This is a genomic window from Candidatus Acidiferrales bacterium, assembly GCA_036514995.1.
GTDB lineage: Bacteria > Acidobacteriota > Terriglobia > Acidiferrales > DATBWB01 > DATBWB01.
Map to the genome: position 1 here is coordinate 1 of DATBWB010000043.1, position 24,726 is coordinate 24,726.

The window sequence follows — 24,726 nt, forward strand, 5'->3', positions numbered from 1 at the left end:
TATCCGCCCCGGCGGAGTTCGGTGAGAACCTGGCGGGCAAGCACCTTCAACGTTTCAAAGACGCCCGAGCCCAGTATGGCGATGGCTTCGAGCGTCGGCTCACCCTTCTGCTGTAACTCGCGCGTCAAGACGTCGCAGGGCAAGACGTTGGGCAGGTCGCGTTTGTTGAATTGCAAGACGTAGGGAATGTGGTCGAAGTTGTAGCCGTGTTCCTTCAAGTTTTCGCGAAGGTTTTCAATCGTCTCATGGTTGGCGTCCAGCCGCTCTTCCTGGGAGTCGGCCACAAAGACCACCCCGTCCACGCCCTTTAACAGGAGCTTCCGGCTGGCGTCGTAGAAAACCTGTCCCGGCACGGTGTAGAGATGGAAGCGGGTGCGAAATCCGCGAACCGTCCCCAGGTCAAGCGGCAGGAAGTCAAAAAAGAGCGTGCGATCGGTTTCCGTCGCCAGCGAGATCATCTTGCCCTTTTGGTTGGACGGCGCATGCTCGTAGATCCATTGCAGGTTAGCCGTTTTCCCGCCCAACCCCGGACCATAATAGACGAGCTTGCAGTTGATCTCGCGGGCGGCATAGTTAATAAAAGACACCTGGCCGTCCTCGCGGATGCTGAGCTTTACCTTTATAGCATACTGGGCTCGCTCGGCCAAGCTTCTTGCCCGAAGCGTCAACGCTCGGCATTGCTGTCGAGTGAACTCCAACGGGGGCAAGCTGCTACCGATTGCAAAAGGGCGGAACGGTCAAGCTCGGGCCTGCCCCTGTTGCGCCCTGAGTGGTCTGCTTGAGACAGAACTCCTCCCACAGAAATGCGGTGAAGAGCTTGCGCAGGCAATGTTCGAAGCAGGAGGAAGTAGGGACGCGGGTTGTATGGGTAACTGACGAAAAGGGGAAGGGTTATCGGCCATGGCGATTGCCACCTCCTTCCGACCCTAAGCTGTGCCTCGCCTTTAACTTGACGGAAGATAAGGGGTTTGCTATAACCCGCCCCAACGGAGGCAGTTTGGCCAGCAGGCCCTCGAAACTCCGAAGGCGCCACGGAGGGCGAACCCGTGTGCGGCGCGGTCGTGTCAATCGTATGAAAACAAAAAGGTTATCTAGAAGTGCCGGAAGGATACGTCACTATGCGGGCAGCAAGATTCGGCCGCGGCGGAGCCACACTATCCCGCTCCGCCGACCAAAGCCAGCCGAGGAGCCGACCGACCCGCGCATCCAGCAACAGTTGAAGCGGTACGAATTGGCCGTGCGCTTCTTTGCCCGGCAGAAATTTGCTCGCGCCCTGGAGATCTTCGAAAAAGTTTTGACCGGCCCGGCCAAGAATCTTTGCGAACGCGCCGAAGTCCATCTGCGAATCTGCCGCCAGCGGATGGCGAGGCCGGCGCCTGTGCAACTGAAAACCGCTGAAGATTTCTACGACCATGGCGTCTCGTTGATGAACATGGGCCGGCTGGAAGAGGCCATGCCGCAACTGGAAAAAGCCAGGAAGCTGGCGCCCAAGGCTGACTATGTCCACTACGCGCTCGCTACCCTGGCGTGCGCTTCGAGCGACGCCGAGGCGGCCCTAGAGCATTTGAAACGAGCCATTGTCCTCCGCGCCCAAAATCGCTATCAGGCTCGCAACGACGACGATTTTGCTCCCCTGCTGGATGACCCGCGCTTCACCGAACTGCTGTACCCGGAGCGAGAATCCCCCTCCGCCTGAAGGCGACGCGCATGCATTCCCAGCAAACCGGCGGCAAGACGGATCGCACAGGCCCTCCCAAAGCCTTCGCCCCGATGGATCGGGGCAAGGGACGGACGCTACGGATAGTTGCCCTCGGCGGCGGGACGGGGCTCGCCACGCTTCTGACGGGACTCAAGAAGTACGTCGGGCCTCAAGGGCCGCTTGAGCCGGAAGAATTGACGGCGCTGGTAACGGTGACCGACGACGGCGGGAGTTCGGGCCGGCTGCGCCGCGACTTCCGCATGCTCCCTCCGGGCGACATCCGCAACTGCATGGTGGCCCTCTCCGAGGATGCCGCTCTGCTCGCCCGTCTCTTTCGCTATCGCTTTGCTTCCGGCAGAGGTCTCAAAGGACACAGCTTCGGCAATCTCTTCCTGACCGCCCTGACCCATGTCACCGGCGATTTTGCCGAAGCCGTCAAACTCTCGAGCGAAGTGCTCGCCATCCGGGGACAAATTTTTCCCTCCACCACCCAGAACGTCACCCTGCGCGCAACCCTGGAGGACGTCCGGAGGGTGGATGGTGAAACCCGCATCACCGCCAGCAAAGGCCGCATACGCCGCATCGAGCTGGTTCCGCCGAACGCCCGCCCCTTGCCGGAAGCGCTGCGCGCCGTCGAGGAAGCCGACCTGATCACCATCGGCCCCGGGTCGCTTTTCACCAGCATGATTCCGAACCTGTTGGTGCGCGGGATGGCCAAAAAGATCCGCCAGTCGAAGGCCACCAAGGTCTTCATCTGCAATCTCATGACGCAACCCCACGAATCGATCGGCTTGACGGCCGCGCAGCACGTCGAGGCTATCCATGACCATGCCGGAGGAAAATTGATCAATTGGGTGGTGCTCAATGGAAAAGCTGTTTCCCCGGCCCTGCTGGAAAAGTATCGCCGCCAGGGGGCCGACCAGGTTCGAAACGACCTTGAGGCGCTCGATCGCCTCGGGGTGGGTTACATCGTCGAGGACCTTCTGGTCGAGGACCGCGTGGCCCGGCACGACCCTGATAAGCTCGCTCAACTCCTTCTTCTGCGCATTCCTTGATTGGGTTCTCATTGTCAAAATCTTTTGAACAGGCGAGAATACCTGCGTCGGCTACGCACCGGAGTCACGCGCTGTGAAACATCCTGAACTCGCTGTTCTCATTCTTGCCGCCGGCAAAGGCACCCGGATCAAATCCAACCTGGCCAAGGTGCTGCACCGGGCGGGTGGGAGAACGCTTTTGGAAGCCGTGCTCGCCGCGGTCAAACCGCTTGGCGCCCGCGCCGTCTTTGTCGTGGTTGGGCACCAGGCCGAAGAGGTGGCTCGTATTGCCGAGGCAGCCGGAGCGAAAGTAATCATTCAGAAGCCCCAGCTCGGCACCGGCCACGCGGTCAGGGTAGCGCGCCGAAAACTCTCGCGGGGATTTGCTGACATCCTGATTCTTCCGGGGGACGCGCCTCTTGTCCGCACCCAAAGTCTCGCTGAGCTGCTCGAGTGTCATCGCCATGCCGGCGCCGCGGCCACCCTCATGACCGCCATCCTGCCCGATCCCACCGGCTACGGCAGAATTGTGCGCCGCGCCGCTGCCGTGGAACGCATTGTCGAGGAAAAGTCTCTCAAGCCGGACGAGCGCCAAATTGCCGAAGTCAACTCATCCATCTATGTTTTCCGCCCGCCCAAACTCTTTCCCCTCCTCGAACGGCTGGGCCGAAACAATCCGCACCGGGAGTTCTACCTCACCGACGTCATCGCCCTCCTGCGGGAAGCGGGCGAGGAGGTGGCCGGCTACACTGTCGCTGATTTTCACGAGGCGCTGGGCGCCAACACCCGCGCCGAACTGGCGGAAATGGACCGCATCCTCCGCCGGCGCAAGGCCGAAGCCTTGATGGCCGCAGGGGTGAGCATCTACATGCCGGAAACGGTGATGATTGACGCCGATGTTTCCGTCGGCGCCGACACCACCATCGAGCCGGGCGTCCAATTGCTCGGCAAGACAAAAATCGGTCGCGGCTGTTTGATTCGCTCCTATTCGGTTCTAACGGACGCTATCGTGGAGGACAGAGTCACTGTCCGCCCGTGGTGCCTTGTAACTCAATCCCGCCTCGGCAAGGACACCGTGGTGGGGCCCTTTGCTCACCTTCGCGACGGGGCGGAAATTCGCCCGGGGGCGCGCGTGGGCAACTACGTGGAGGTGAAAAAGTCCGTCCTGGGCGAAGGCGCCAAGGCGATGCATCTTTCCTACCTCGGCGACGCCAAAATCGGCAAGAAGACCAACATCGGCGCCGGCACCATCACCTGCAATTATGACGGCGTCAAAAAGAATCCCACCCGGATCGGCGACAACGTGTTTGTCGGCAGCGGTACCGAGCTGATCGCCCCCATCAAAATCGGAGATAAAGTCTATGTGGCGGCCGGTTCCACGTTAACGGAGAACGTGCCCTCGGGCGCACTTGCCGTCGCTCGCGCGCGACAGGTGAACAAACCGGGCTGGGTGCGGGCGCAGAAGCGAATCGCCGCCGCCGAAGCGCGGCGGCCCCGCACCAGGAAGACAGGCCAGCGAGGTGGACGCCGGGGCAAGAAACGGAGCCGGCGCCGTTGAGCCGTGTGCTAGAATGAATTTCTCTTTCAAGGGAGCCACCCGCGCATGAAATTTGGCGTCATCGTTTTTCCCGGCTCGAATTGCGACCACGACGCCTACCATGTCATCGGAAAAATTCTGGCGCAACCGGTCGAATGGGTCTGGCACCAGTCCGCCGCCGTCCACCACCTCGACGCCATCCTTCTTCCGGGAGGCTTTTCGTACGGCGACTACCTGCGCACCGGCGCCATTGCTCGCTTCTCACCGGTGATGAAGGCAGTGGAGAAATTTGCCGCGAGCGGCGGGTTGGTGCTGGGCGTTTGCAATGGCTTTCAGATTCTCTGCGAGGCGGGACTGCTGCCCGGGGCCTTCGTGCGCAACCGCTCGCTCAAGTTCATCTGCCGGCCCGTCCATCTGCGGGTCGAGACGACTGAGACGCCCTTCACCAACGTCTGCCGGAGGGGCCAGGTGCTCGAAATTCCCATCGCGCACGGCGACGGCAACTATGTTGTCGATCCCGATACCCTTTCCGAACTCGAGCAGCAAAATCGGATTGTGTTTCGCTACTCGACCCCGGCGGGCGAACTGCGCGATGAAGCCAATCCGAACGGTTCGACGGACGCGATCGCCGGTGTCTTGAATCGCGAGCGGAACGTTCTCGGGATGATGCCGCATCCGGAACGCGCTTCGGAATTGCTGATGGGCTCGGTGGATGGTCGGCTGATTTTTCAGTCCATGGTGGCCAGCCTCGTGACCCACTAGCGGCGTTCCCCAAGACTTCGGGACTCGCTTGACCTATCCTCATCAGGAGCAGTGCCCATGATCCGACGCGGCAGTGGATTTTTCTTTTGGGTGTGTCTCATCCTGGCGAACCCGGCTGGTCAGGGTTGGGCGCAATCGTCTGCCCAGCCGATCAACTGGGATGCGGCGCAGTCCGAGGCCGTCACGCTCTTGACGGACTACCTCAAAGCGGATACCAGCAACCCTCCGGGCAACGAGTCGCGCGGCGTGGAATTTTTCAAAAAAATTCTGGAGGCGGAAGGGATTCCCTATGAGGCGGGGGAATCAGCGCCGGGCCGGGCGAACCTTGTCGCCCGTCTCAAAGGCTCCGGCCGGGACAAAGCCATCATCCTCCTGAGCCACATGGACGTGGTTCCCGTGAACCAGGAATTCTGGTCGGTGGACGCTTTTTCCGGCGAGACCAGGGAGGGCTACGTTTGGGGCCGCGGCGCAGTGGACATGAAGGGTCAGGGCATTGCTCAACTGATGGCCTTTCTCATGCTTCACCGGAACAAGGTGCCGCTCCGCCGCGACGTCATCTTCCTGGCCACGGCCGATGAGGAAGCCGGCGGCATGCTGGGCGCTGGCTGGGTGGTTCGTGAACATCCGGAGTGGATCCGGGGCGCGGGCTATTTGTTGAACGAAGGCGCGCGCGCCAAAGCGGACGAGCAGGGCCGGCCCGTTTATTTCGGTCTCGGCTTCACCGAGAAAACTCCCGGCTGGCTGCGGCTCGTCGCCACCGGCACGCCGGGGCACGGGTCGGTGCCGAGAACCGATTCGGCGGTGAACCGACTGCTTGCTGCGCTCGAGCGCCTGCGAACCTACAAGTCGCCGGTGCGCCTGACCCCGGCCATCGAGCGCTACTTTGAGTCGGTTGCGCCCTATGAGCCGCCGTTGAACAGGCGTCTCAAGAATATGCGCGAAAGTTTTCGCGATCCGGCATTCGTTGCCGAACTCGAAAAGGTCCCGCGCTACGCCGCGCTCTTGCGCAATACCATCTCCATTACGATCCTGAACGCCAGTAAGAAGGTGAATGTCATTCCCCCGGTGGCTTCGGCGGACGTGGATTGCCGGCTGCTCCCGGGCGTCACCATGGCGGATTGGATCCGCGAAGTCAAAGACGTCATCGGCGACGACACCATCCGGGTGGAAACGATCCTCAACTTTTCCCATACCGAATCGCCGGCCGATACGCCGCTCGCGCAGACGATCCGCAAGGTGGTCAAGCAAAACTATCCCGAGGCAGGGTTTGTTTTCCCGGTTCAGACCGGCTTCACCGACAGCCATTTCTTTCGCGACCTCGGCATCGTGAGCTACGGCTTTGTTCCGTTCGCTCTCGCCGACGCGGAGGTGGACCGCGCCCACGGCAACGACGAACGCATCCCGGTGAAGGCCTTCACCGAGGGCGTGCGATTGATGTGGGAAGTGGTGTACAACTTCAGCAAAGCCGAATGAAAAGTTTTTGTAGGGGCGTATGGCCATACCGCCTACCCGACCCTCGATGATTGAAACCGAAGTAAAAGTCAACGCGGCGGTGGCCGCGCAGCACGGGCTGACCGCCGAAGAATACGCCCGGATCAAGAAAATCCTCGGCCGGGAGCCGACGTTCACCGAGCTCGGCATCTTCAGCGTGATGTGGAGCGAGCACTGCTCTTACAAGAGTTCGCGGGTGCACTTGAAGCGGCTGCCCACCGAAGGCCCGCAGGTGTTGCAAGGCCCGGGAGAAAACGCCGGCGTGGTGGAGGTGGGCGACGGCTGGGTGGCGGTTTTCAAAATCGAATCGCACAACCATCCCAGTTTTGTCGAACCGTTTCAGGGAGCGGCCACCGGCGTGGGCGGCATCTTGCGCGATATTTTCACGATGGGGGCGCGGCCGATTGCCGTGCTGGATTCGCTGCGCTTCGGGCCCATCCGCGCGTCGGAAGTCCAAGGAGACGAGGCGCTGGCGCGGCGCAATCGCCGGCTGCTGGAAGGGGTGGTGGGCGGGATCGCGTTTTACGGCAACTGCTTCGGCGTGCCGACCTGCGGCGGCGAAATCGCCTTCGAGCCCGCCTACAGCGGGAACCCGCTGGTCAACGTGCTGGCGCTCGGCATCGCCCGCCGCGAGCAAATCTTTTACGCCCGCGCTCGCGGCGCCGGCAACCCGGTGATCTACGTCGGCGCCAAGACGGGCCGCGACGGCATCCACGGCGCATCGTTACTCGCTTCCGCTGAATTCAGCGAAGAATCCCAGCAGAAGCGCCCCAACGTCCAGGTGGGCGATCCCTTCATGGAAAAATTGCTGCTCGAAGCCTGCCTAGAGGCGATGCGGACCGGAGCAGTCGTCGGGATTCAGGATATGGGCGCGGCCGGGCTTACTTGTTCGACTTGCGAGATGGGCGCGCGCGGCGGAACCGGCGTGGAGATTGACCTTCAGCATGTGCCGCAGCGTGAAACCGGGATGACGCCCTACGAAATCATGCTGAGCGAATCGCAGGAGCGCATGCTGCTGGTTGGGGAAAAAGGCCGCGAAAAAGAGGTTTTTGCCATTTTCCAAAAATGGGGTCTGGACGCGGCCACCATCGGGCAGGTGACCGGCGACGGCATGCTCCGCGTGCGGAACCACGGCCAGGTAGTCGCCGAGATTCCCTGTGGCGCGCTGGCGAAGGATTGCCCCCTCTACGAGCGGCCGCTCGAGACTCCGGCGCGCGCCGAGGGCCCGCTCTACGATTTTCTTCCCGAGGGAAGCGACCTGACCGAAAATTTTCTTCACTTGCTGGCCTCGCCGTCCATTGCTTCCAAGCGAACCGTTTTTGAACAGTACGACCACATGGTGCGGACGAATACCGTCGTCGGACCGGGCGCGGGCGATGCGGCGGTGCTGCGTCTCAAAGGAACCCAACGCGGGCTCGCATTGAGCGTGGACGGCAACGGCCGCCATTGCTGGCTCCATCCCAAACGCGGCGCGCAGCTCGCCGTCGCCGAGGCTTGCCGGAACGTCGTTTGTTGCGGAGCGAGACCCATTGCCGCGACAAACTGCTTGAATTTCGGCAATCCCGAAAAACCGGTCATTATGGGCCAGTTCCGCGAGGTGATTGACGGCATGGCGGAAGCATGCCGCGCCCTGGGAACGCCGGTAACGGGGGGCAACGTCAGTTTCTACAATGAGACCCTCGGCCAACCCATCTATCCGACTCCGGTGATTGGGATCCTCGGCGTCATCGAAGATATTTCTTGCGCCATGGGAATGGGGTTTCGGGAGATCGGCGACTGGATCATCTTGCTGGAAACCGGCTCTGGCGGCGCGCCGGGCCCGCTTGAACAACTGCGCCGAAATTTTTCGTCGAGCGAATATGCCAAGGTCGTTGCCGGCATCACGGCAGGCGAACCTCCGACCATTGATCTTGACGCTGAAAGAAAACTTTACGAGGCCGTTCTCGAAATTCTCAGGCGGCGCCTGGCGAACAGCGCCCACGACGTTTCCGACGGCGGCCTTGCCGTGACGCTTGCTGAGAGTTGCTTCGCCAGCCCGGCGGCTGACCTCGGGGCGGACATCACGTTCGATGGCGCCGAGCCGGCAGAGTTTGCGTTTTTTGACGAGAGCCCTTCGCGGATTGTGATTTCCGCGCCGGAGAATCACCTTGCCGAGGTGTTAAGCATTGCGGCAGAATATGGTGTATCGACCCGGGCGATGGGAAGGACCATTCCAGCGCAATTGATTGTGCGGCGCAACGGTCGAGTCGTTCTCGCAAGCGAGGTCAGCCGACTTCGCCACGAGTGGTCGAGTGCCCTCGAGGGGCTTTTGCAAGTCAGGTAGTCCATGCACGAAACACCCTGGCCACCCGATGACAAATTCCGCGAAGAATGCGGTGTTTTTGGCATCTATGGCCACCGCGAAGCCTCCAAGCTCACCTACCTGGGGCTCTATGCCCTCCAGCACCGCGGACAGGAGAGCGCCGGGATCGTTTCGGCGGACGGCGGGCGATTTCACGCCGAGCGCCGGATGGGTCTGGTGGCCGATGTCTTTTCCTCGGAGGCGCTAAAGCGGCTGCCGGGCCGCACCGCCATCGGCCATACACGGTATTCCACCGCCGGCGACACCAGTCTGGCCAACGCTCAGCCGATCTTGATTGATTGCAACAAGGGGCTGCTGGCGCTCGCGCACAACGGAAATCTGGTCAACGCCAACGTTTTGCGCGCCGAGCTGGAGGCAGCCGGGTCGATTTTTCAAACGACCAGCGACACCGAGGTGATCGTTCACCTCGTGGCCCACTCCCGCGCCACCCAGTTGACCGAGGCGCTGGCCGATGCCTTGAATCAGGTGGTCGGCGCCTATTCGCTTGTGCTGCTCACGCCGCATGAGCTTTATGCCATCCGCGATCCGCGCGGTTTTCGGCCGTTGTGCCTCGGAAAGCTTGGCTCGTCCTACGTGGTCGGCTCGGAAACCTGCGCCCTGGACCTGATCGGCGCCCGTTACCTCCGGGAGATTGAGCCGGGGGAGATGCTGCGGCTTCACCCCGAGGGCGCTGAATCCATCCGGTTTGCGACGCCCACCCCTCACCAGTACTGCATCTTCGAGCACGTTTATTTCTCGCGCCCGGACAGCGTGGTCTTCGGCCGGTCGGTGCAGCAGAGCCGTGAAATGCTTGGCCGCTTGCTGGCCCGCGAGCATCCGGCCGTAGCCGACCTGGTTGTGCCGGTGCCCGATTCGGGCATGCCGGCAGCAATTGGCTACGCGCATGAATCGGGAATTCCTTTTGAGATGGGCCTGATCCGGAATCATTACATTGGCCGGACCTTTATTGAGCCGGAGCAGTCCATCCGCGATTTCGGCGTGAAGCTGAAACTTAACCCGGTGCGCGACCTGCTCATGGGAAAGCGGATCATCCTGGTGGACGATTCCATCGTCCGCGGAACCACCAGCCGAAAACTTGTCCGCATGGTCCGTGAAGCGGGAGCGGTTGAGGTTCACATGCGGGTCAGTTGTCCGCCGACGATCTCGCCCTGCTACTACGGGGTGGACACGCCCACCAAACGTGAATTGATCGCCGCCAGCCACTCGGTGGAAGAAATCCGGGACTTCATCGGGGCCGATTCGCTCGGCTACCTCTCTCTGGAATCGCTTCGGCAAGCGGTCTCGGATAGCGAGGGACGCTTCTGCACCTCTTGCTATACGGGACGCTATCCCACGGAGTGGATTCCCGTCGAGGCCCTGACGCGCGAAGAAAACAGAAGCTAGAGGTTAGAGGCAGGAAGCTTGAAATCCAACCCCATGCCTCCCTCTTCAAACTTCCAGCAGGACCAAGGTAGTGCTTCTAGGGTGGCGGTAGTCAGGCTGCCCGCTTCCGTCATCCCAAGACCCCGGGGTGGTTTTCCCGACCATGGCTAACCCGTCAATCCGCTACTCCGATGCGGGCGTGGACATTGACCGCGCCGAACGGGCAAAGTCGAAAATCCGAACGCTCGCCCGGCGCACGTTCACGCCCGGCGTGCTGAGCGAAATCGGCACCTTTGGTTCGCTCTTTGCCCTGGACAAGAAGCGCTGGCGCGACCCGGTGCTGGTGGCGAGCGCCGATGGCGTCGGCACCAAGTTGAAGGTGGCCTTCGCCATGGGCGTTCATTCCACTGTCGGCAGCGACCTGGTCAACCACTGCGTGAACGACATCCTCACCCAGGGCGCCACTCCGCTGTTCTTTCTGGATTATCTGGCTATGGGCAAGGTGGTGCCCGAGGTCGTCGAACAAATCCTGGATGGCATCAGCCGGGCCTGCAAGCTCGCCGACTGCGCCCTGGTGGGCGGCGAAACGGCCGAGATGCCGGGTTTCTATCAACCGGGCGAATACGATCTGGCGGGATTCATCGTGGGCGTGGTGGAGCGCAAACGCATCTTGACCGGGAAACAGGTCCAACCCGGCGACCTCCTCCTTGCCCTGCCCTCCTCGGGACTTCATACGAACGGCTATTCCCTGGCGCGCAAGCTCCTGTTCGAGATCGCCGCGCTGAAACTGGATAGCTATGTCGCTGAAGTGGGAAACAAAATCGGCGCGGAGCTTCTCAAGCCGCACCGGTGCTACCTGCCGGCCTTGAAGGAAGTCGTCGCCCGGGAACTGGCGAGCGGCCTGTGCCACATCACCGGCGGCGGCCTCACGGATAACCTTCCGCGGGTGCTCGGCAAAAATCTGTGCGCGGTGATTGAACTGGGAAGCTGGCCGGTGTTGCCCCTTTTTTCTTATCTGCAGCGGCTCGGGAACGTAACCCAGGACGAGATGTTGCGCACGTTCAATTGCGGCGTGGGCATGGTGGTGGTGGTGCCGCCGGCTAACCTCAAGGCAGTGGAAAAGGAACTGAAGCGGCGGCGGGAAAAGTGTTTTCCCATCGGCCGCATCGAACCCCTCGACGCCGCTCGGGGCAAGCGCGGCAAGACCGGAGTCGTCTACCACGGGAGCTTTGCGTGAACAAGCGCATCGGCATCCTGCTGTCGGGCCGCGGTTCGAACTTCGAAGCGATTGCCGACAACGTCGCCTCCGGAAGAATTCCCAAGGCGGAGATTGCCATCGTCCTGAGCAACCGGGAGCATGCGCCCGGAATTGAAAAAGCTCGCCAGAGGGGCCTCGAGACCGCCGTCATCCCTTCCAAGGGCCTGGAGCGCAAGCAGTACGACCGGCAGGTGGTGGCGGTGCTCGAGGAGAAAAAGGTGGATCTGGTCTGTCTCGCCGGATTCATGCGCTTGCTCTCTCCCTATTTCATCAGCCGCTTTCCCCATCGCATCCTGAACATCCATCCGGCGCTGCTGCCGGCTTTTCCCGGCCTTGAAGCGCAGCGCCAGGCGCTCGAACACGGCGTCAAGGTCACCGGCTGCTCCGTCCATTTCGTGGATGAAAACCTTGACGCCGGGCCGATCATCGTGCAGGCGGTTGTGCCGGTGGAAAACGACGATACCGTGGAGACGCTCTCGGCGCGCATCCTCAAAGAAGAACACCGCATTTATTCAGAAGCAATCCGAATCGTGTTGGAAGAACGATTTCGCATTGAAGGCCGCCGGGTTTTGACCTGGTGACTATTCAGCTTGCCAGCATTGGCGAGATAACCCCGTTTGACCCTTTGGGGAAATTCACATAACCTGATTGGGAATTCTTTGGAAAAATGAAGGCTGTTGAAGAACAACTCGCTTATCTAAGAAAAGGCGCGGCCGAAATCATTCGCGAAGATGAACTGCGGGCGAAGCTCGAGAACTCGGTGAGGACCGGCAAGCCGCTGCGGGTGAAATTGGGCGTGGACCCGACCGCGCCCGACCTGCACCTGGGCCATACCGTCGTGCTGCGCAAGCTCAAACATTTTCAGGAGCTCGGCCACACGGCCATTTTCCTGGTCGGCGATTTCACCGCGATGGTGGGCGACCCCACCGGACAATCCGAGACGCGCCCGCCGCTCTCGCGCGAAGAGGTGATGGCCAACGCCAAGACCTACCTCGAGCAGGTCTATAAAATCCTGGACAAAAACAAAACTGAGGTGCGCTACAACAGCGAGTGGCTCGGCAAACTCACCGGCCACGACATGATCAAGCTCTGCGCGCATTATCGCCTGGCGCGCATGCTGGAACGCGAGGATTTTCGCTCGCGCCTCGCGGGCAATCACCCCATCGCCATGCACGAGCTGCTTTACCCGCTGCTGCAGGCGTACGACTCGGTGGCGCTCAAGGCCGATGTCGAGCTTGGTGCCACGGAGCAGAAGTTCAATCTCCTCATCGGCCGCGACATCCAGCGCGAATACGGCCAGGCCTCGCAAGTGGCTTTCACCCTGCCCATCCTGGTGGGTCTGGACGGCGAGCGCAAAATGAGCAAGAGCCTGGGGAACGACGTCGGCATCACTGAGCCGCCTGGAGAAATGTTTGGCAAGTTAATGTCCATTCCGGATGATTTGATGTGGTCATACCACATGTTGCTCACCGACCGAGACCCTGAAATCATCGAGGACCTCCGTAAAAGAGTCAGGGCCGGTGCGGCCCACCCGATGGGCGAGAAAATGATTCTTGCTGAGACGATCATTGCGGATTTCCACGGTGCGGCAGCGGCAAGAAAGGCTAAAGAAGAATTCCAGCGTGTCTTCCGCGACCGCCAGGCTCCAGAGGAGCCACCCGTGCACAAGCGGCCGTGTGGAGAAGCCCGGCGCCTAACCGTGCTCTTGGTAGAGCTCGGCCTTGCGTCCTCGCGCAGCGAAGCGGAGCGGCTGATCAAGCAAGGCGGGGTTGAAATCAACGGGAAGCGCGAGGATGACGTGAAGAGGGAGATAGAACTGGCGCAACGCGGAGAGTTCCTGCTGCGCGCGGGGAAGAAGAAATTCCTCCGCGTCGTTGTCGAGTGAACGGTTCTGTTTGCCATTCTGATCCCGCTTGGCGGGAGAAGAATCTCAGCGTCGCGGTCGTTGAAAAGCAGATCCTTCGCTTCGTCAGGATGACAACGTTGGGTGGGCGGGACGCCTTGCGGTGACATCCCTACACGATTCATGGATAAGGCGATGTGATGGCTCCTCGGACCGACCGCACCGTCATCCTCGTCAATCCCGAAGCAGGAGGCGGGCAAGCGACGAAAATTGCTCGGGCTGCCCGTGACTACCTGGCGCAAGTCGGCTACGCGGCCGATTTCGAGGAAGCTTCGAGCGCCGAAGAGCTTCGCGAGAAAGCCCGTCAGGCAGCCGAGGCCGGTTGCCGGAGGGTGGTCGCGCTCGGCGGCGACGGCACGGTCCATCAGGTCATCAATGCCGTTCGCCATACCTCTTTAATGGGCGAGGCCCCGCACCGTACGGCGCAGGGCGAGGAGATGGGCGGGGCGATCGGCATCATCCCTTGCGGCAGCGGCGACGATTTTGCCTCGAACCTCGGCCTGCCTCGCGATCCGCTGGCGGCGTGCAACGTTTTGCTGAACGGCCGTGTGCGGCGGGTGGACGTGGCTGAAGTGGGCGCTGAAGTGTATGCCTGCATCGGAGGCATTGGCCTCGATTCGATGGCGAATCGTCGCGCCAACCTGGCGCCCGCCTGGCTGCGCGGACAATTCCGCTACGTTCTGGCCACTCTTCGCACCCTGGCCGGTTTTCAGCCGATGGACTTCGAGCTGCGCGCGGACGGAAAAGTGCTCGCCGGGAAGATGACGTCGGTGATTGTGGCGAATGCAAGAAGTTTCGGCTCGGGCCTGCGTGTCGCCCCACGCGCACGGCTGGACGATGGCCTTTTGGATGTCTGCCTGTTTCGGGAAATGTCATGGGCACGGATGCTGGAGGTCTTGCCCCGGGCCATTCACGGCGAACACCTGAGTGAACCCGAAGTGGAATATTTTCAAGCGCGCGAAATCGAAATCCGCACCGACCCGCCGGGTGATTACTACGCCGACGGCGATTTTATGGCGCGGAGTCCGGTAAAGATTCGCGTGCTCGAAAAGGCGTTGCCGATGCTGGTGCCGATGGGAGGTGCGTCGCGGTGATGGTGGCGGTTGGCTGGGTTGCGCTGGCCTATTTTCTCGGTTCCTTGCCGTTTGCCGTCTGGGTGGCGCGCCTGCGGGGCAAGAACGTTCTCCGAGAAGGCTCCGGGAATCCCGGCGCGCTGAACGTGCGCCGGGTGGCCGGTTGGAGGGCAGGATTGGCGGTGCTGCTGCTCGACATGGCCAAAGGGCTGGCGGCGGTGGCGCTGCCCTGGTGGCGTCACGCGCCCTGGACACTCGTGATGATAACGGGCGTGGCGGTCGTGGCGGGGCACTGCTTCTCACCGTTTCTCAAGTTTCGCGGGGGCCGCGGCATCGCCACCACTGGCGGGGTGCTGCTTCTCATCTCGCCCCTGGCGATGCTCGGCATCCTCGCCCTGGGTGCCGTTTTGATGGCGCTGGCTCGCCGGCCGGAACCGGCAGCACTGGCGATGATCTTTGCGACGCCACTCTTCCTCTGGGCCTTCGAGCAATCGCCCACTTATCTTGTGTTCTCTCTGGCGCTCGTCGCCGTCGTCGCGGCAAAGCACGGCGAGGAGTTCGGGATGCTCCGGCAAGCTCTCCGTCGCGCCTTCCGAAAACACTAGAGCCCAAGTCTAATTCAGCTATTTCTGAGTGACGATCTTGAGGTTAAGCATGATCGTCAGGCGGGGGTCGAAGCTGGTGAGGGTGCGGACCGAGGACGATGCCCCTTTGTATTCGGCGTGGATCTCGTAGTCCGCCTTGCGGTCGATATCGGGGAACAAGAAGCTGCCGTCGTCGCCGGTGGTAACGCTCAGATTCTTTTTCGTTTTCAAATTCTTCAAATAGACGATGGCGCCGGCGATGGGCGTGTCCTCGGCATCGATCACGATGCCCTTGACCTTCCGAATTTCCGGGGCTTTCTTGGCGATAAGCAGAGACGCTGCCAGAAATCCCGCCATGGCCATCGCCAGCATCAGCACAAACCTTCGGCTCCCCGGCATTATTTTTTCCGCTCCTTCACCGGCTCCATGCGGAAGAGAACATCCACTCGTTCTTCAGACTGCATTTCAACCGTTTGCGGCGGCGCGCCGTAGCCGACGGCTTCGACCGCTATGGAATAGTTTCCCTTGCCTGCGGGAAGGCGGATGGCAAACTCGCCGCGCGCATCGGAAACGGCCTTCCAGCGAGGCTTGCCTCGCACCACGGCGGCACCAGGCCGGTTTGGGCTGAGTGGGGTCACGACGACGCGCGCTCCCCGAAACGCCATGCCCCGGTCATCGAAGACACTGCCATAGACGAGCGCATACCTGGGTTGCTCCTTGGCGGCGACGGAAGCCACTCCCGCGAGGAGGAGAAAACTCAATGCGCGGGATAGAGGTGGCGACACCGATCTCCGCAGGGGCGAAGCGAACCGTTTCCCTGGAGTCGAAAGGGGCTGGGGAATCAAGGTCTCAAGCATCGGAGGAGAAACGCACGCCTGCGCGAAGAATGGTGACACTCCGGACTGCCGGCGCGCTAAGGATAATCTTCCTCTTCTTCCTCCTCCTCATCTTGGGCATGATCGCCGTTCCCGGAGTCCTTTTTGCCTTCTTCTTCTTCCTCTTCCTCTTCGATCACGTCCAACTCAACCGGGTGGGTATGCACCACCTCGAGCTCGACGTCGCAATCGGGACAAGTGAGGACCTCGCCCTCTTCGATTTCGTCTTCGTCCAGGTCAATTAGGACACCGCATTCGGGACACTTGGCCACCGAAGTAACCTCCCAGGATTTTCCTCACGCAAAGGGCTATTATATATCTCGATTCAAGCGGGAGCGTTTGTCAAGTCTTTTCGCTAGGCCCCTGGGCGGTGACCTTTCCCGCAGGGAGAACGGAGGTTGTTCCAAAATGCCCGGGTCGCGCGAATATCCGGATCGGCCCTACGTGGGCGTGGGTGGCGTGGTGATTGAGAAGGGCCGGACCTTGCTCATTCGCCGCGCCAATGAACCACGCCAGGGCGAGTGGAGCATCCCCGGCGGGATGGTAGAGACCGGCGAGACGCTGGAATACGCGGTGGTGCGCGAACTCCAGGAAGAAACCGGTCTGGTGGTGCGGCCACTGGGTGTAGTGGAGGTGTTCGAACGGATCATGCTTGACGCCAAGGGCCGCGCCCGCTTCCATTTCGTCCTGATTGACTATCTCTGCGAGCGTCTGGAAGGAGAAGCGCGGGCCAGCTCGGATGTCCTGGATGTCGCCTGGGTGGAGGAGGCCCGGCTCGCTGACTACGAAATTTCCGCCAAGGCTGCGGAGATCATCCGGAAAGCGTTCCGCCAGCGGGCGGCTTAGCGGTAGCGACCTCGAAACCAATTCCAGCGCATCCTCACCAGCTCGAGGAACATGCGCCAGCCATCCCGAAGCAAGCTCACGCGCGACTCCGCATCATGGCTCCAACGGACTCCCACTTCAGCGATCCGCAAACCCTGTTTCTTTGCCAGGAAAAGAACCTCCGGGTCAAAAGCGAAGCGCTCAATCTTCTGCCGCTCAAAAATGGGCCGGGTCGCCTCTCGATCAAACAATTTGAAGCCGCACTGAGTGTCCTGGAGGCTCAACCCGGTGAGCAGCCGGACGAGGAGGTGAAAGATTTTTCCCGCGAGCTCGCGCACAGCCGATTGGTGTATCTCAATCAGGCTCGGGTCAACAGCGCGCGAGCCCACGACTACCGCATAGCCTTCCCGGGCGGCAGCCATCAACTTGCCGGCTTCTTCGATCGGTGCCGAAAGGTCGGCATCGGTGAAAAGGACGGCGCGACCGCGCGCCTCAAGCGCTCCGTGACGGACGCTATACCCCTTGCCGCGATTTCGCCCGTTCGCGAGTGGCCGGAGGTTGGGATACCGCTCGGCCAATTGCCGGGCGAGCTCGAGCGTCCCGTCCGTCGAACCATCATCCACGACGATCACTTCCCAGCCGAGCGGCTGGGAACGAAGCCAGGCATAGATTCGCTCCAGCGATTGGGGAAGACGGCGGGTTTCGTTGTAGGCGGGAATGACGATGGAGAGATCGATGTCCAGGCTATTCACCCCAACCGTGTTTTCCGGTAAGCGGCACGAAGCGGCAATAATTGATGCTATGAATTTCGCGCTCAAAACCCCGCCGCACCACCTGCAAGAGTTCCTGTTGATTGGTATCACCCACCGGGATGACCAGGCGCCCGCCCTCGGCAAGCTGGTCCACCAACACCTCGGGGACGAAAGGCGCGCCGGCGGTGACGAGGATGCCGTGATAGGGGGCATGTTCCGGCCAACCGCCCGAGCCGTCGCCCGTCCGATACAGGATGTTGGTGAAACCCATGCCGCGGAGCCGCTCTTCCGCCGCAGTTGCCAGGGAAGAGAATTTTTCGATGGTGAAGACCTGCCCGGCCAGTCGCGCCAGGATCGCGGTTTGGTAGCCCGAGCCGGTGCCGATTTCGAGCACTTTGCCGGCAGGATGGAGCTCGAGCGCTTCCGTCATGACGGCCACCATATAAGGTTGGGAAATGGTCTGGCCCTCGCCGATGGGCAAAGGATGATCTTCGTAAGCCTCAAAGACGTAGGCTGGCGCCACAAATTCGTGCCGGGGAACTTCATTCATGGTCTGCAGGACGCGTTCGTCGAGGATGCCACGGCGGCGAAGCTGCAACTCCACCATGACCTGGCGCAACGTGGCCAGTTCGAGAGTGGCGTGGCCGGCGGAGCCGTTGCCTTTCATCTCTTGCGCTCCGGGAACCGATCCCAAATCCTCGGGACTCGAAGCCGCGCAAAATTTCAATAAGAGTATAGCACTGGCAGGGTTTTGCGCTCGTTTTATCGGATTGGGTTATCATGCTTATGAGGGGCGGGCGATCCCCAATGCGGGCTAGCCCGAATGCGGGCAAAGCTTCCCAGGGAAGATGGACGAAACCAGCAAAAATTGGAGGGAGCGCTATTCGCGGCAGATCCTCTTTCGCGAAATCGGAGAAGAGGGCCAGGAGAAATTGCTTGCCGCGAAAGCGGTGCTTATTGGCTGCGGGGCTTTGGGCTCGGCCCAAGCGGATACTTTGGTGCGCGCGGGCATTGGCCGGCTGCGGATCATTGACCGTGACTTTGTCGAAGCCAGCAACCTTCAGCGTCAGACGTTGTTCGACGAGGAGGATGCGCGCCAGTCCTTGCCCAAAGCGGTGGCCGCCAAGCGAAAGCTCCTCGCCATCAACCCCGATTGCCGCATTGAGGAGGTTGTCGGCGACGCTACCCCGAAAACGATTGAGGAATGGGTCGAGGGGAGCGACGTCATGCTCGACGGCACCGACAATTTTGAGACGCGGTTCCTCATCAACGACGTGGCCGTGAAGCGAAATATCCCGTGGGTCTATGGCGGCGCGGTGGCCAGTTACGGCGTGACGATGACGATCCGGCCCGGCAAGACGGCCTGCCTGGCATGCGTTCTTGCGGAGCGCCCGGCGCTGGGCTTGGTCGAGACCTGCGACACCCTGGGAGTGTTGGCGGTCGCCGCTCAGACGATTGCCGCGATCCAGGCGAGCGAGGCGATGAAGTTGCTTTTGGGCCGCGAGGATGCCCTGCACGGCCAATTGATCTCGATCGACATGTGGACCAACCAGCGCGCTGCGATGCGCGTGCCCGACCGCAACCCCGATTGCCTACCCTGCGGAAAGCGCCAGTTCGTTTATCTGGCCGGCGAGGCGCAGCCGCACGTGACGATGTGCGGCCGCGATTCCGTGCAGATTCACGAACACAACCGCCGCTTGGACTTGGGCGACCTGCGCGCCAAACTCGGGCGCCTTGGCTCCGTCCGCAGCAATGATTTTTTGCTTCGCTGTTCGATTCCGCCCTACGAACTCACGGTCTTCCCCGATGGCCGAGCCATCATCAAAGGCACCAAAGACCCTGCCGTGGCGCGGTCCCTCTACGCAAAGTACCTGGGCGGGTAGTTATGACAACGTGGAGCCAACTTGTGAACTCGTCTCGCCTTTTTCCTTCGCTCTATTCGAAAAAAGCTCTCTCTGACAAGTCTTGTTCTGAAGTTGTTCTAGCATTCTGTAGGGTGCCGCTGCCATGCCGAAAACAAACCGTTTCGGCACGCACAGCCAGCTCAGCCGAGGGGTCCGCAGCAGGTCCCCGCCTTACGAGGGTTTGTGGGGATAGCGCCGTTGTAAGTATTCCTGAATATCCTGCTCGCTGATACGCAGGTGGGGCTCAGCATGCGACCCTTGCGCTTCTCCCTGAGCGCTTACGAGGAGGTAGCCACGTGCCGCGGCCGGGAAGAGGCGGTATTCAACGCCGGCCGCCGGGAGCTGAATCTCTTCTGCAGTGCCTGAAAGACCAGACGGAGAATCGGGCTTCGATTTTCGAAAACAAGCCGCACCCACGCCCTCCGTTTCATCTGCGGGAAATAGATTCCTCGGAAAGCTAGCCGGGCAAGCAGGTGGATGAGGCGATCCGGGAAGGATTTCATTTCCAACCACTTCATGACGGAGGCGTTGGCGGCCGGATTGTACGACGACTCCCAAGCATGCCTCAGTTCGTCGCTCACCTGGTGAATGGAAATCGCTTGGGGCGAAAAGGCCATGACGAAAGGCCTGAAGTCCAGCCAGTGTTTCGGGCGGCTGAGCCGACCCGCTGAAGCCAGCTTGTCGTAGAGCGGTGTCGCCGGGTAAGGTGTCAGTGGACCGAACACAGGCAGTCCCGGCGGCCAAGTACGAATCGTGTCCAGAGTGCGCTGGGCCACGCCGGGGCGGTCGCTGTCCATCCCGAAAATAAAGGAGGTAATGGCATAAAGGCCGTGTCGTGCGAGGCATTCCAGGACCGCTTTATATTCCTCCGGCTTGTTAAACCCCTTACTCACGCTCTTGAGGTTCTCGGGGTCAATCGACTCCAGCCCCATGAAGATCCACTTGCCGCCGCTCTGGGCGATCAGGGAGACCAGTTCTTCGTCCCGTAGCAGGTTCATGCTGATTTGTGCCACCCAGGGCACTTGAGCATCACGGGCGATGATCTCCCGGAGGAGTGACTTGGTCCGTTTGGGGTTAATGGCAAAGTTGTCGTCGATGAAAAAGACCGCGATTTTCCCCTTTTGGCGTTTCCCCAAAGATTTCAGCAGCAACAATTCATTGACGACGCTCTCATCCGAACGGAAGCGAATCGAGTCGCCAAAGAACCCGGTCACCGTGCAGAACTCACAGCCGTACGGACAGCCACGTCCGGACTCAATGGGGATCAGGTGAAAGGCTTGCCAGGTCATGCCCATGCGCGAGAGGATGCGCCGCGCCATCTTGGGGAAGCATTTGATCAGGTTGAATTGGTCCAGGTCCATCCGGTCCCAAGGGATCACCGGATAATCGGCCAGGGAGGGCTTGACCTCTTTCCCGGCGGCATCGAGAGGGGCATAAATTTTTTTCAGGGTACCGCGCTCAGCATCGGCAACAATTTGTGGCCAGGTCTGGTCGGCCTCGCCCAAGGCGACCGCGTCCGCGTGGCAAGGGCCGCCGTCGCGCCCCAGAGGTTCGTCCGGCACCTCGGTGACGTGAGGACCTCCCATGACCACCGGAACCCCCACGGCGCGCACCGCATCCGCCATCCGGTAGGCCTTCGCCACCATGCGAGTCATGGCACCAATCCCGACCAAGTCTATGCGCTTTTCCCGGAGATACTGGACCAGTTCCTTCTCGCTCATCGGCTGCGCATTGCCATCCACCAGAAACACATTGTGACCGACGGGGGTGAGTGATTTGAGAAGAAACATCCAAAGATGCGGTATGAAGTTGTGCGTGACTTTATTGTCCGGATTGTAGAGCAAAATATTCACGGAAACTGGGACTATACACTAAACTATTAGAAAGTCGAGGAAATAAAGTCGTTTCTCTCAGCTTCATCAATCGCTATTTTCATTTTTTAATTCAAAAAGGTGCGCAAATGGGGGGCCCGGCGCGTCCTAATTGTGCCGGCAGGACAAGCGAGGACGAGAATCAAGAACGTCCCCACTGTCGCGTTCTCTGGAGAAACTGGGTGGTGGGTCCGTGGGTGTGGTCTTTAACAGGAAAAACAATGAAGCCGCTAGCCTGCCATCACGCAAACTGTAAGGGAGAATTGGGCAGCAAGGGGAAGATGCCGGGACTAGCTCGTTGTTCTCTAGCCACATTAAGGGCGAAAAGTCTTCCTGTTCTTCTGTCGCGCCACTTCCAGGTTGCCGGCTTCTTTTTTCTGGCGTTCGATTTCTTTCTGCCGATCCTCTTGCCCCTCCAGCTTCACGGATTCGGCAATCGCAGCCTCAGCTTGTCCATCCAGCCGTTTCGAAAACATGACAAGCCCAAAAGAGTTCAGGAAGCTAGAACGGAAAAGGCTTATCGAGTACTGCGAATCTTCCCAGCGGGCGATGACCTTTTCTGTCGACCTATACAGCTCGTTCGTCGGGAAGCTGATCTCGGCAGCAGGCCTCGTTGCAGTTCCGTACTGCGCCGAGATGGCTTGTACCAAGTCCTCGGCAGTTAGCCCTTCTGCGGCTTGCCGATCATAAGTCACCAAAATCCTGTAGAGCTCGCCATTGTAGAAGCTGAAGAAAACCTGCCAAACCGAGTCCGCTTGGAGCGAAGAGTCAGAAGATTCCCGCGGCCACCACGTGAACTCTTGAATGACCGCCGGGCGCTTGTGGATCAGCTTCGTCTGGAGCGGATTTAAATTAACCCGCTTCGATAGTTCGACCAAGCTCATTCCGAACGAAAAGTTACGATACTTGGAAAGATCCTGCCCGTGAATCAAAGGAGCTGAAAGCAGGATCATAAGGAGGAAAATGGCCAGATTGCGCGTAATTTTCATTTGAACGCCTTACCTAGAGAAGTTTGAAGATTGGAAGCTGTTTCCAAATTCGGCTGTGTAACCATCATAAAGATGCGAGTGCCCCCGGGGGGCCATGACGCTTCGGGATTCCGAGGGTACGTTCAACTCCATGTGGGTGAGCTCTCATGCTGCCCCTCTCGTATCGTTCTTCGTTCGACGGGCGTAGGCCTTTCCTTCAAACGGTTGTTGCAACAGCCGCAGGAACGGCTCCAGGAACAACTCGTACAGCAGCGTTCGCAGTGGATGATCCATAAAGGAATAGGGCGACCTATGGAAGAGTAGCCCTTCCTCCGATCTGGTTGGAGTATCCCGGCGCATCGGGCAGGATGACGGCAAACTCGTCGCCGCCCTATGCCGCGGCTGTATCGATAGCCCGGCAATAGACGCGGAGCCCATCGCCGAGGCGGGACAATACCCGGCTGCCAATCATGCGGCCGTAGCCGTCGTTGATCTTCTTCTTCAGCCCATCCAGGTCGAGCAGGAGAACGGCAAACGGTCGTCCAGTGCGCTCGGATCGTTTGACCTCTGCGTCGAGGAGCCGGCGGTAATTGCCCAAGCCAGTAAGCGGGTCGGTTACGGCCAACAGTTGTACGTGCTCTTCCACCCGTTTGCGCTCGGCGAGGTCGAAGGCTGAAACCAGCCGGGCCAGGACGCCGTCAAAGTCAATCGTTGCTGCAGTGATGTCGAGCCAACGCTCCTCACGATTTTTGGTATGAATCCTGACCTCATACCGCGAAGCGACCCCGATCTCCCCTTGGCGCGCGCGCCCTTGGTTTATGACCAGTTCTCGAGAATCAGGATGGACAAGATCGCAGAAATTCATGGATAAGAGCTCTTCTCGTGTATAGCCGGTGATGACCTCGGCGGCATGATTTACATAGTGCAGCCGCTTCCGCCAACTAATGAAGATCGCAGATGCAATAGTTTCGGCTAAGGTACGGAATTTTGCCTCGCTTTCCCCGAGGGCCTCATCTCGTAGTGGCGCCTCCTCCACCCGTTCTCTGATTTTCGTAAGCATTGGAAATCTCCTGTGTTCTTGTAGTTTCCCCTTCGCCGAAAAACTGGGGGGGGCGGACTTGGCCGCCCCCAAATGAAAAGACCCGTCCGCTTTAGGCTGTTACGGCAGCGGCGATCTTGTGGAAGGTCGAGTTGGAAACCTCGTAGGTGTGAACCTGAGGAGTTCCTTCAACCACTCTTGCCAGGGTCTTCAGCACTCCTGGATAGCTTCCGCGGTTGTAGGCTTCCGCGTTCTCTTCGCGGTCCCACAAACTGAGTCCGAACGCTTCCGTCCCGCCCGGGACGACGAACGTGATCTCGTCCTGGAACCCGTTCTGCTTTCGAAGCAGGGGAATGATTTCCTTCTCCAGCGTCCGCGTAAACTCCACAATACTGTTGGGCTTCAACTGCATGGAAACTCTGCGTGCAAACATGTCAACCTCCTAGGTTGTCGTGGCCAAGAGCGCGATTACAGATAACCCGAATTAGTTTAGGTTAGCCTAGCACCCCCTCAGTCAATTAACCATTCTAGGTCAATTTACTTGACTTGTCAAGCTAAATCTGGGATATTTTGAAATGACTTCTAGGCTTAAGCAAAAAGAGTTAAGCCAAGGGAGGGAGCCGTGGATGTTCCTTTAGTGATTAGGCAGCGACTGGAAGAGCTGGGTTTTGAGCAGCGGGAACTGGCAACTGCCGCCGAAGTTACGGAGTCCTACATCTCCCAGTTGCTGACACGAAAAAAAGCGCCCCCCGCACCTGAGCGGACAGATATTTATGACAAGATGGGAAAATTTTTGAAGCTCCCTAGCGGTGAGCTTGCGAAGCTGGCTGACCTCCAGCGTAAAGAAGAATTGAAGAAAAAATTAAGCGGGCCGCCCACGCCCTTGTTTAAACAAGTTCGAGACTTGATTCTGCGCAAATGCAATCCCCACAAAGAAAAACAAGTACGCGCGATTTTTGAGAAGCAGCCCTTCGGCGAACTCGAACGCCTCGTCACGCAGAAGCTGTTGGACGTGGTCAAGAGAGTCACCAAAGAAGAACTGGAAAGTGAGAACTGGCTCCGCTTGGTGGCTCGACTCAGCGGCCGAAGCTATGAACAGACGCGGGTCATCATTCTCGAGTTCCTGGACACAGATATTTTCAACGTGTCGGTTGAAAACTGCGTGTCATTCTTGGATCCGCTGATTGAATCGTGGGATATCGACCTTGTGACTTTTGGTATAGAAATTGTCTTAAACCGCAGACTGGCCCCAGGGCACCCTAAGAAATTTGAGTTTGTTGAGAGGGAACCCGAACAACCTCCCGAGGAAGAGCCGGGGCTCAAAGAATTCCTTCGTAAGCCTTCCCTGAGCGGTGATGCTACTGAGGAGGAAATCGAGTTTCTAAAGAAGCTGAGGTTCAAGGGAAAGCGACCCACCCCGCTCTATT

The 24,726-nt window shown here is 59.9% G+C and carries 25 protein-coding genes; 15 read left to right on the forward strand and 10 right to left on the reverse strand.

The features are described 5' to 3' along the window. Positions 1–647 (reverse strand): GTPase domain-containing protein (locus VIH17_03060; protein HEY4682210.1); only part of this gene is annotated, 647 nt, incomplete at its 3' end. A 569-nt stretch (positions 648–1,216) separates the two neighbouring features. Here VIH17_03060 and VIH17_03065 point away from each other — a divergent pair. The 12 genes from VIH17_03065 (at position 1,217) to VIH17_03120 (ending at position 15,086) form a co-directional block, all read left to right on the forward strand. Further along, positions 1,217–1,696, forward strand: a complete 480-nt coding sequence (locus VIH17_03065; protein ID HEY4682211.1) for a hypothetical protein — start codon at positions 1,217–1,219, stop codon at positions 1,694–1,696. A gap of 11 nt (positions 1,697–1,707) precedes the next feature. After that, positions 1,708–2,754 carry a YvcK family protein gene (locus tag VIH17_03070; protein HEY4682212.1) on the forward strand — a complete coding sequence of 349 codons (1,047 nt, stop codon included), beginning with the start codon at positions 1,708–1,710 and terminating at the stop codon, positions 2,752–2,754. Positions 2,755–2,827: 73 nt separating this feature from the next. Beyond that, the gene (gene glmU, locus VIH17_03075; GenBank protein ID HEY4682213.1) at positions 2,828–4,291 is read left to right on the forward strand and encodes a bifunctional UDP-N-acetylglucosamine diphosphorylase/glucosamine-1-phosphate N-acetyltransferase GlmU; all 1,464 of its coding nucleotides are present in this window, start codon (positions 2,828–2,830) and stop codon (positions 4,289–4,291) included. A gap of 45 nt (positions 4,292–4,336) precedes the next feature. Beyond that, positions 4,337–5,032, forward strand: coding sequence for a phosphoribosylformylglycinamidine synthase subunit PurQ (gene purQ, locus VIH17_03080; GenBank protein HEY4682214.1), 696 nt, complete (start codon positions 4,337–4,339; stop codon positions 5,030–5,032). A gap of 57 nt (positions 5,033–5,089) precedes the next feature. Continuing rightward, the gene (locus VIH17_03085; GenBank protein ID HEY4682215.1) at positions 5,090–6,505 is read left to right on the forward strand and encodes a M20/M25/M40 family metallo-hydrolase; all 1,416 of its coding nucleotides are present in this window, start codon (positions 5,090–5,092) and stop codon (positions 6,503–6,505) included. A 46-nt stretch (positions 6,506–6,551) separates the two neighbouring features. Further along, the gene (purL, locus tag VIH17_03090; protein HEY4682216.1) at positions 6,552–8,846 is read left to right on the forward strand and encodes a phosphoribosylformylglycinamidine synthase subunit PurL; all 2,295 of its coding nucleotides are present in this window, start codon (positions 6,552–6,554) and stop codon (positions 8,844–8,846) included. Positions 8,847–8,849: 3 nt separating this feature from the next. Beyond that, on the forward strand, positions 8,850–10,268 hold the full coding sequence (purF, locus tag VIH17_03095; GenBank protein ID HEY4682217.1) for an amidophosphoribosyltransferase: 1,419 nt from the start codon (positions 8,850–8,852) through the stop codon (positions 10,266–10,268). Positions 10,269–10,410: 142 nt separating this feature from the next. Further along, entirely contained in the window at positions 10,411–11,484 is a 1,074-nt protein-coding gene (gene purM / locus VIH17_03100; protein HEY4682218.1) for a phosphoribosylformylglycinamidine cyclo-ligase, read from the forward strand. Beyond that, entirely contained in the window at positions 11,481–12,086 is a 606-nt protein-coding gene (gene purN / locus VIH17_03105; GenBank protein HEY4682219.1) for a phosphoribosylglycinamide formyltransferase, read from the forward strand. The genes purM and purN overlap by 4 nt, the downstream gene beginning before the upstream one ends. Positions 12,087–12,172: 86 nt before the next feature. After that, entirely contained in the window at positions 12,173–13,390 is a 1,218-nt protein-coding gene (tyrS, locus tag VIH17_03110) for a tyrosine--tRNA ligase (protein HEY4682220.1), read from the forward strand. 158 nt (positions 13,391–13,548) lie between these two features. Continuing rightward, complete coding sequence (locus VIH17_03115; protein HEY4682221.1) at positions 13,549–14,502, forward strand: diacylglycerol kinase family protein; 954 nt, start codon at positions 13,549–13,551, stop codon at positions 14,500–14,502. Beyond that, positions 14,502–15,086, forward strand: coding sequence for a glycerol-3-phosphate acyltransferase (locus VIH17_03120; GenBank protein HEY4682222.1), 585 nt, complete (start codon positions 14,502–14,504; stop codon positions 15,084–15,086). The genes VIH17_03115 and VIH17_03120 overlap by 1 nt, the downstream gene beginning before the upstream one ends. A gap of 18 nt (positions 15,087–15,104) precedes the next feature. Here VIH17_03120 and VIH17_03125 read toward each other — a convergent pair whose 3' ends face one another. The 3 genes from VIH17_03125 to VIH17_03135 all read right to left on the reverse strand — a co-directional run bounded on the left by VIH17_03125 (position 15,105) and on the right by VIH17_03135 (position 16,212). Then, positions 15,105–15,464 carry a carboxypeptidase-like regulatory domain-containing protein gene (locus tag VIH17_03125; GenBank protein ID HEY4682223.1) on the reverse strand — a complete coding sequence of 120 codons (360 nt, stop codon included), beginning with the start codon at positions 15,462–15,464 and terminating at the stop codon, positions 15,105–15,107. Further along, positions 15,464–15,850, reverse strand: coding sequence for a carboxypeptidase regulatory-like domain-containing protein (locus tag VIH17_03130; protein ID HEY4682224.1), 387 nt, complete (start codon positions 15,848–15,850; stop codon positions 15,464–15,466). The genes VIH17_03125 and VIH17_03130 overlap by 1 nt, the downstream gene beginning before the upstream one ends. Positions 15,851–15,978: 128 nt before the next feature. Continuing rightward, positions 15,979–16,212, reverse strand: a complete 234-nt coding sequence (locus VIH17_03135; GenBank protein ID HEY4682225.1) for a hypothetical protein — start codon at positions 16,210–16,212, stop codon at positions 15,979–15,981. A gap of 136 nt (positions 16,213–16,348) precedes the next feature. Here VIH17_03135 and VIH17_03140 point away from each other — a divergent pair, with 136 nt between their 5' ends. Continuing rightward, positions 16,349–16,786: an NUDIX hydrolase gene (locus tag VIH17_03140; protein ID HEY4682226.1), complete on the forward strand. Its 438-nt coding sequence runs from the start codon at positions 16,349–16,351 to the stop codon at positions 16,784–16,786. Here the strand turns inward: VIH17_03140 and VIH17_03145 are convergent. Further along, the gene (locus tag VIH17_03145; GenBank protein HEY4682227.1) at positions 16,783–17,517 is read right to left on the reverse strand and encodes a dolichyl-phosphate beta-glucosyltransferase; all 735 of its coding nucleotides are present in this window, start codon (positions 17,515–17,517) and stop codon (positions 16,783–16,785) included. The two genes, VIH17_03140 and VIH17_03145, sit on opposite strands and share 4 nt — an antisense overlap. Next, on the reverse strand, positions 17,510–18,184 hold the full coding sequence (locus VIH17_03150) for a protein-L-isoaspartate(D-aspartate) O-methyltransferase (protein HEY4682228.1): 675 nt from the start codon (positions 18,182–18,184) through the stop codon (positions 17,510–17,512). Before VIH17_03150 ends, VIH17_03145 begins: the two co-directional genes overlap by 8 nt. A gap of 181 nt (positions 18,185–18,365) precedes the next feature. Between VIH17_03150 and VIH17_03155 the strand changes: the two genes are divergently transcribed. Next, positions 18,366–19,400 (forward strand): ThiF family adenylyltransferase, encoded by a 1,035-nt coding sequence (locus VIH17_03155; protein ID HEY4682229.1) that lies wholly within the window; start codon positions 18,366–18,368, stop codon positions 19,398–19,400. A gap of 299 nt (positions 19,401–19,699) precedes the next feature. Here the strand turns inward: VIH17_03155 and VIH17_03160 are convergent, their stop codons facing one another. The 4 genes from VIH17_03160 to VIH17_03175 form a co-directional block, all read right to left on the reverse strand. Continuing rightward, positions 19,700–21,274, reverse strand: a complete 1,575-nt coding sequence (locus VIH17_03160; protein ID HEY4682230.1) for a radical SAM protein — start codon at positions 21,272–21,274, stop codon at positions 19,700–19,702. Between the two features lie 332 nt (positions 21,275–21,606). Next, positions 21,607–22,281 carry a hypothetical protein gene (locus VIH17_03165; GenBank protein ID HEY4682231.1) on the reverse strand — a complete coding sequence of 225 codons (675 nt, stop codon included), beginning with the start codon at positions 22,279–22,281 and terminating at the stop codon, positions 21,607–21,609. Positions 22,282–22,651: 370 nt separating this feature from the next. Then, positions 22,652–23,320 (reverse strand): PAS domain S-box protein, encoded by a 669-nt coding sequence (locus VIH17_03170; protein ID HEY4682232.1) that lies wholly within the window; start codon positions 23,318–23,320, stop codon positions 22,652–22,654. Between the two features lie 91 nt (positions 23,321–23,411). After that, entirely contained in the window at positions 23,412–23,732 is a 321-nt protein-coding gene (locus tag VIH17_03175) for a hypothetical protein (protein ID HEY4682233.1), read from the reverse strand. Positions 23,733–23,921: 189 nt separating this feature from the next. Between VIH17_03175 and VIH17_03180 the strand changes: the two genes are divergently transcribed. Next, on the forward strand, positions 23,922–24,726 hold an 805-nt coding region (locus VIH17_03180), incomplete at its 3' end, for a helix-turn-helix transcriptional regulator (protein ID HEY4682234.1).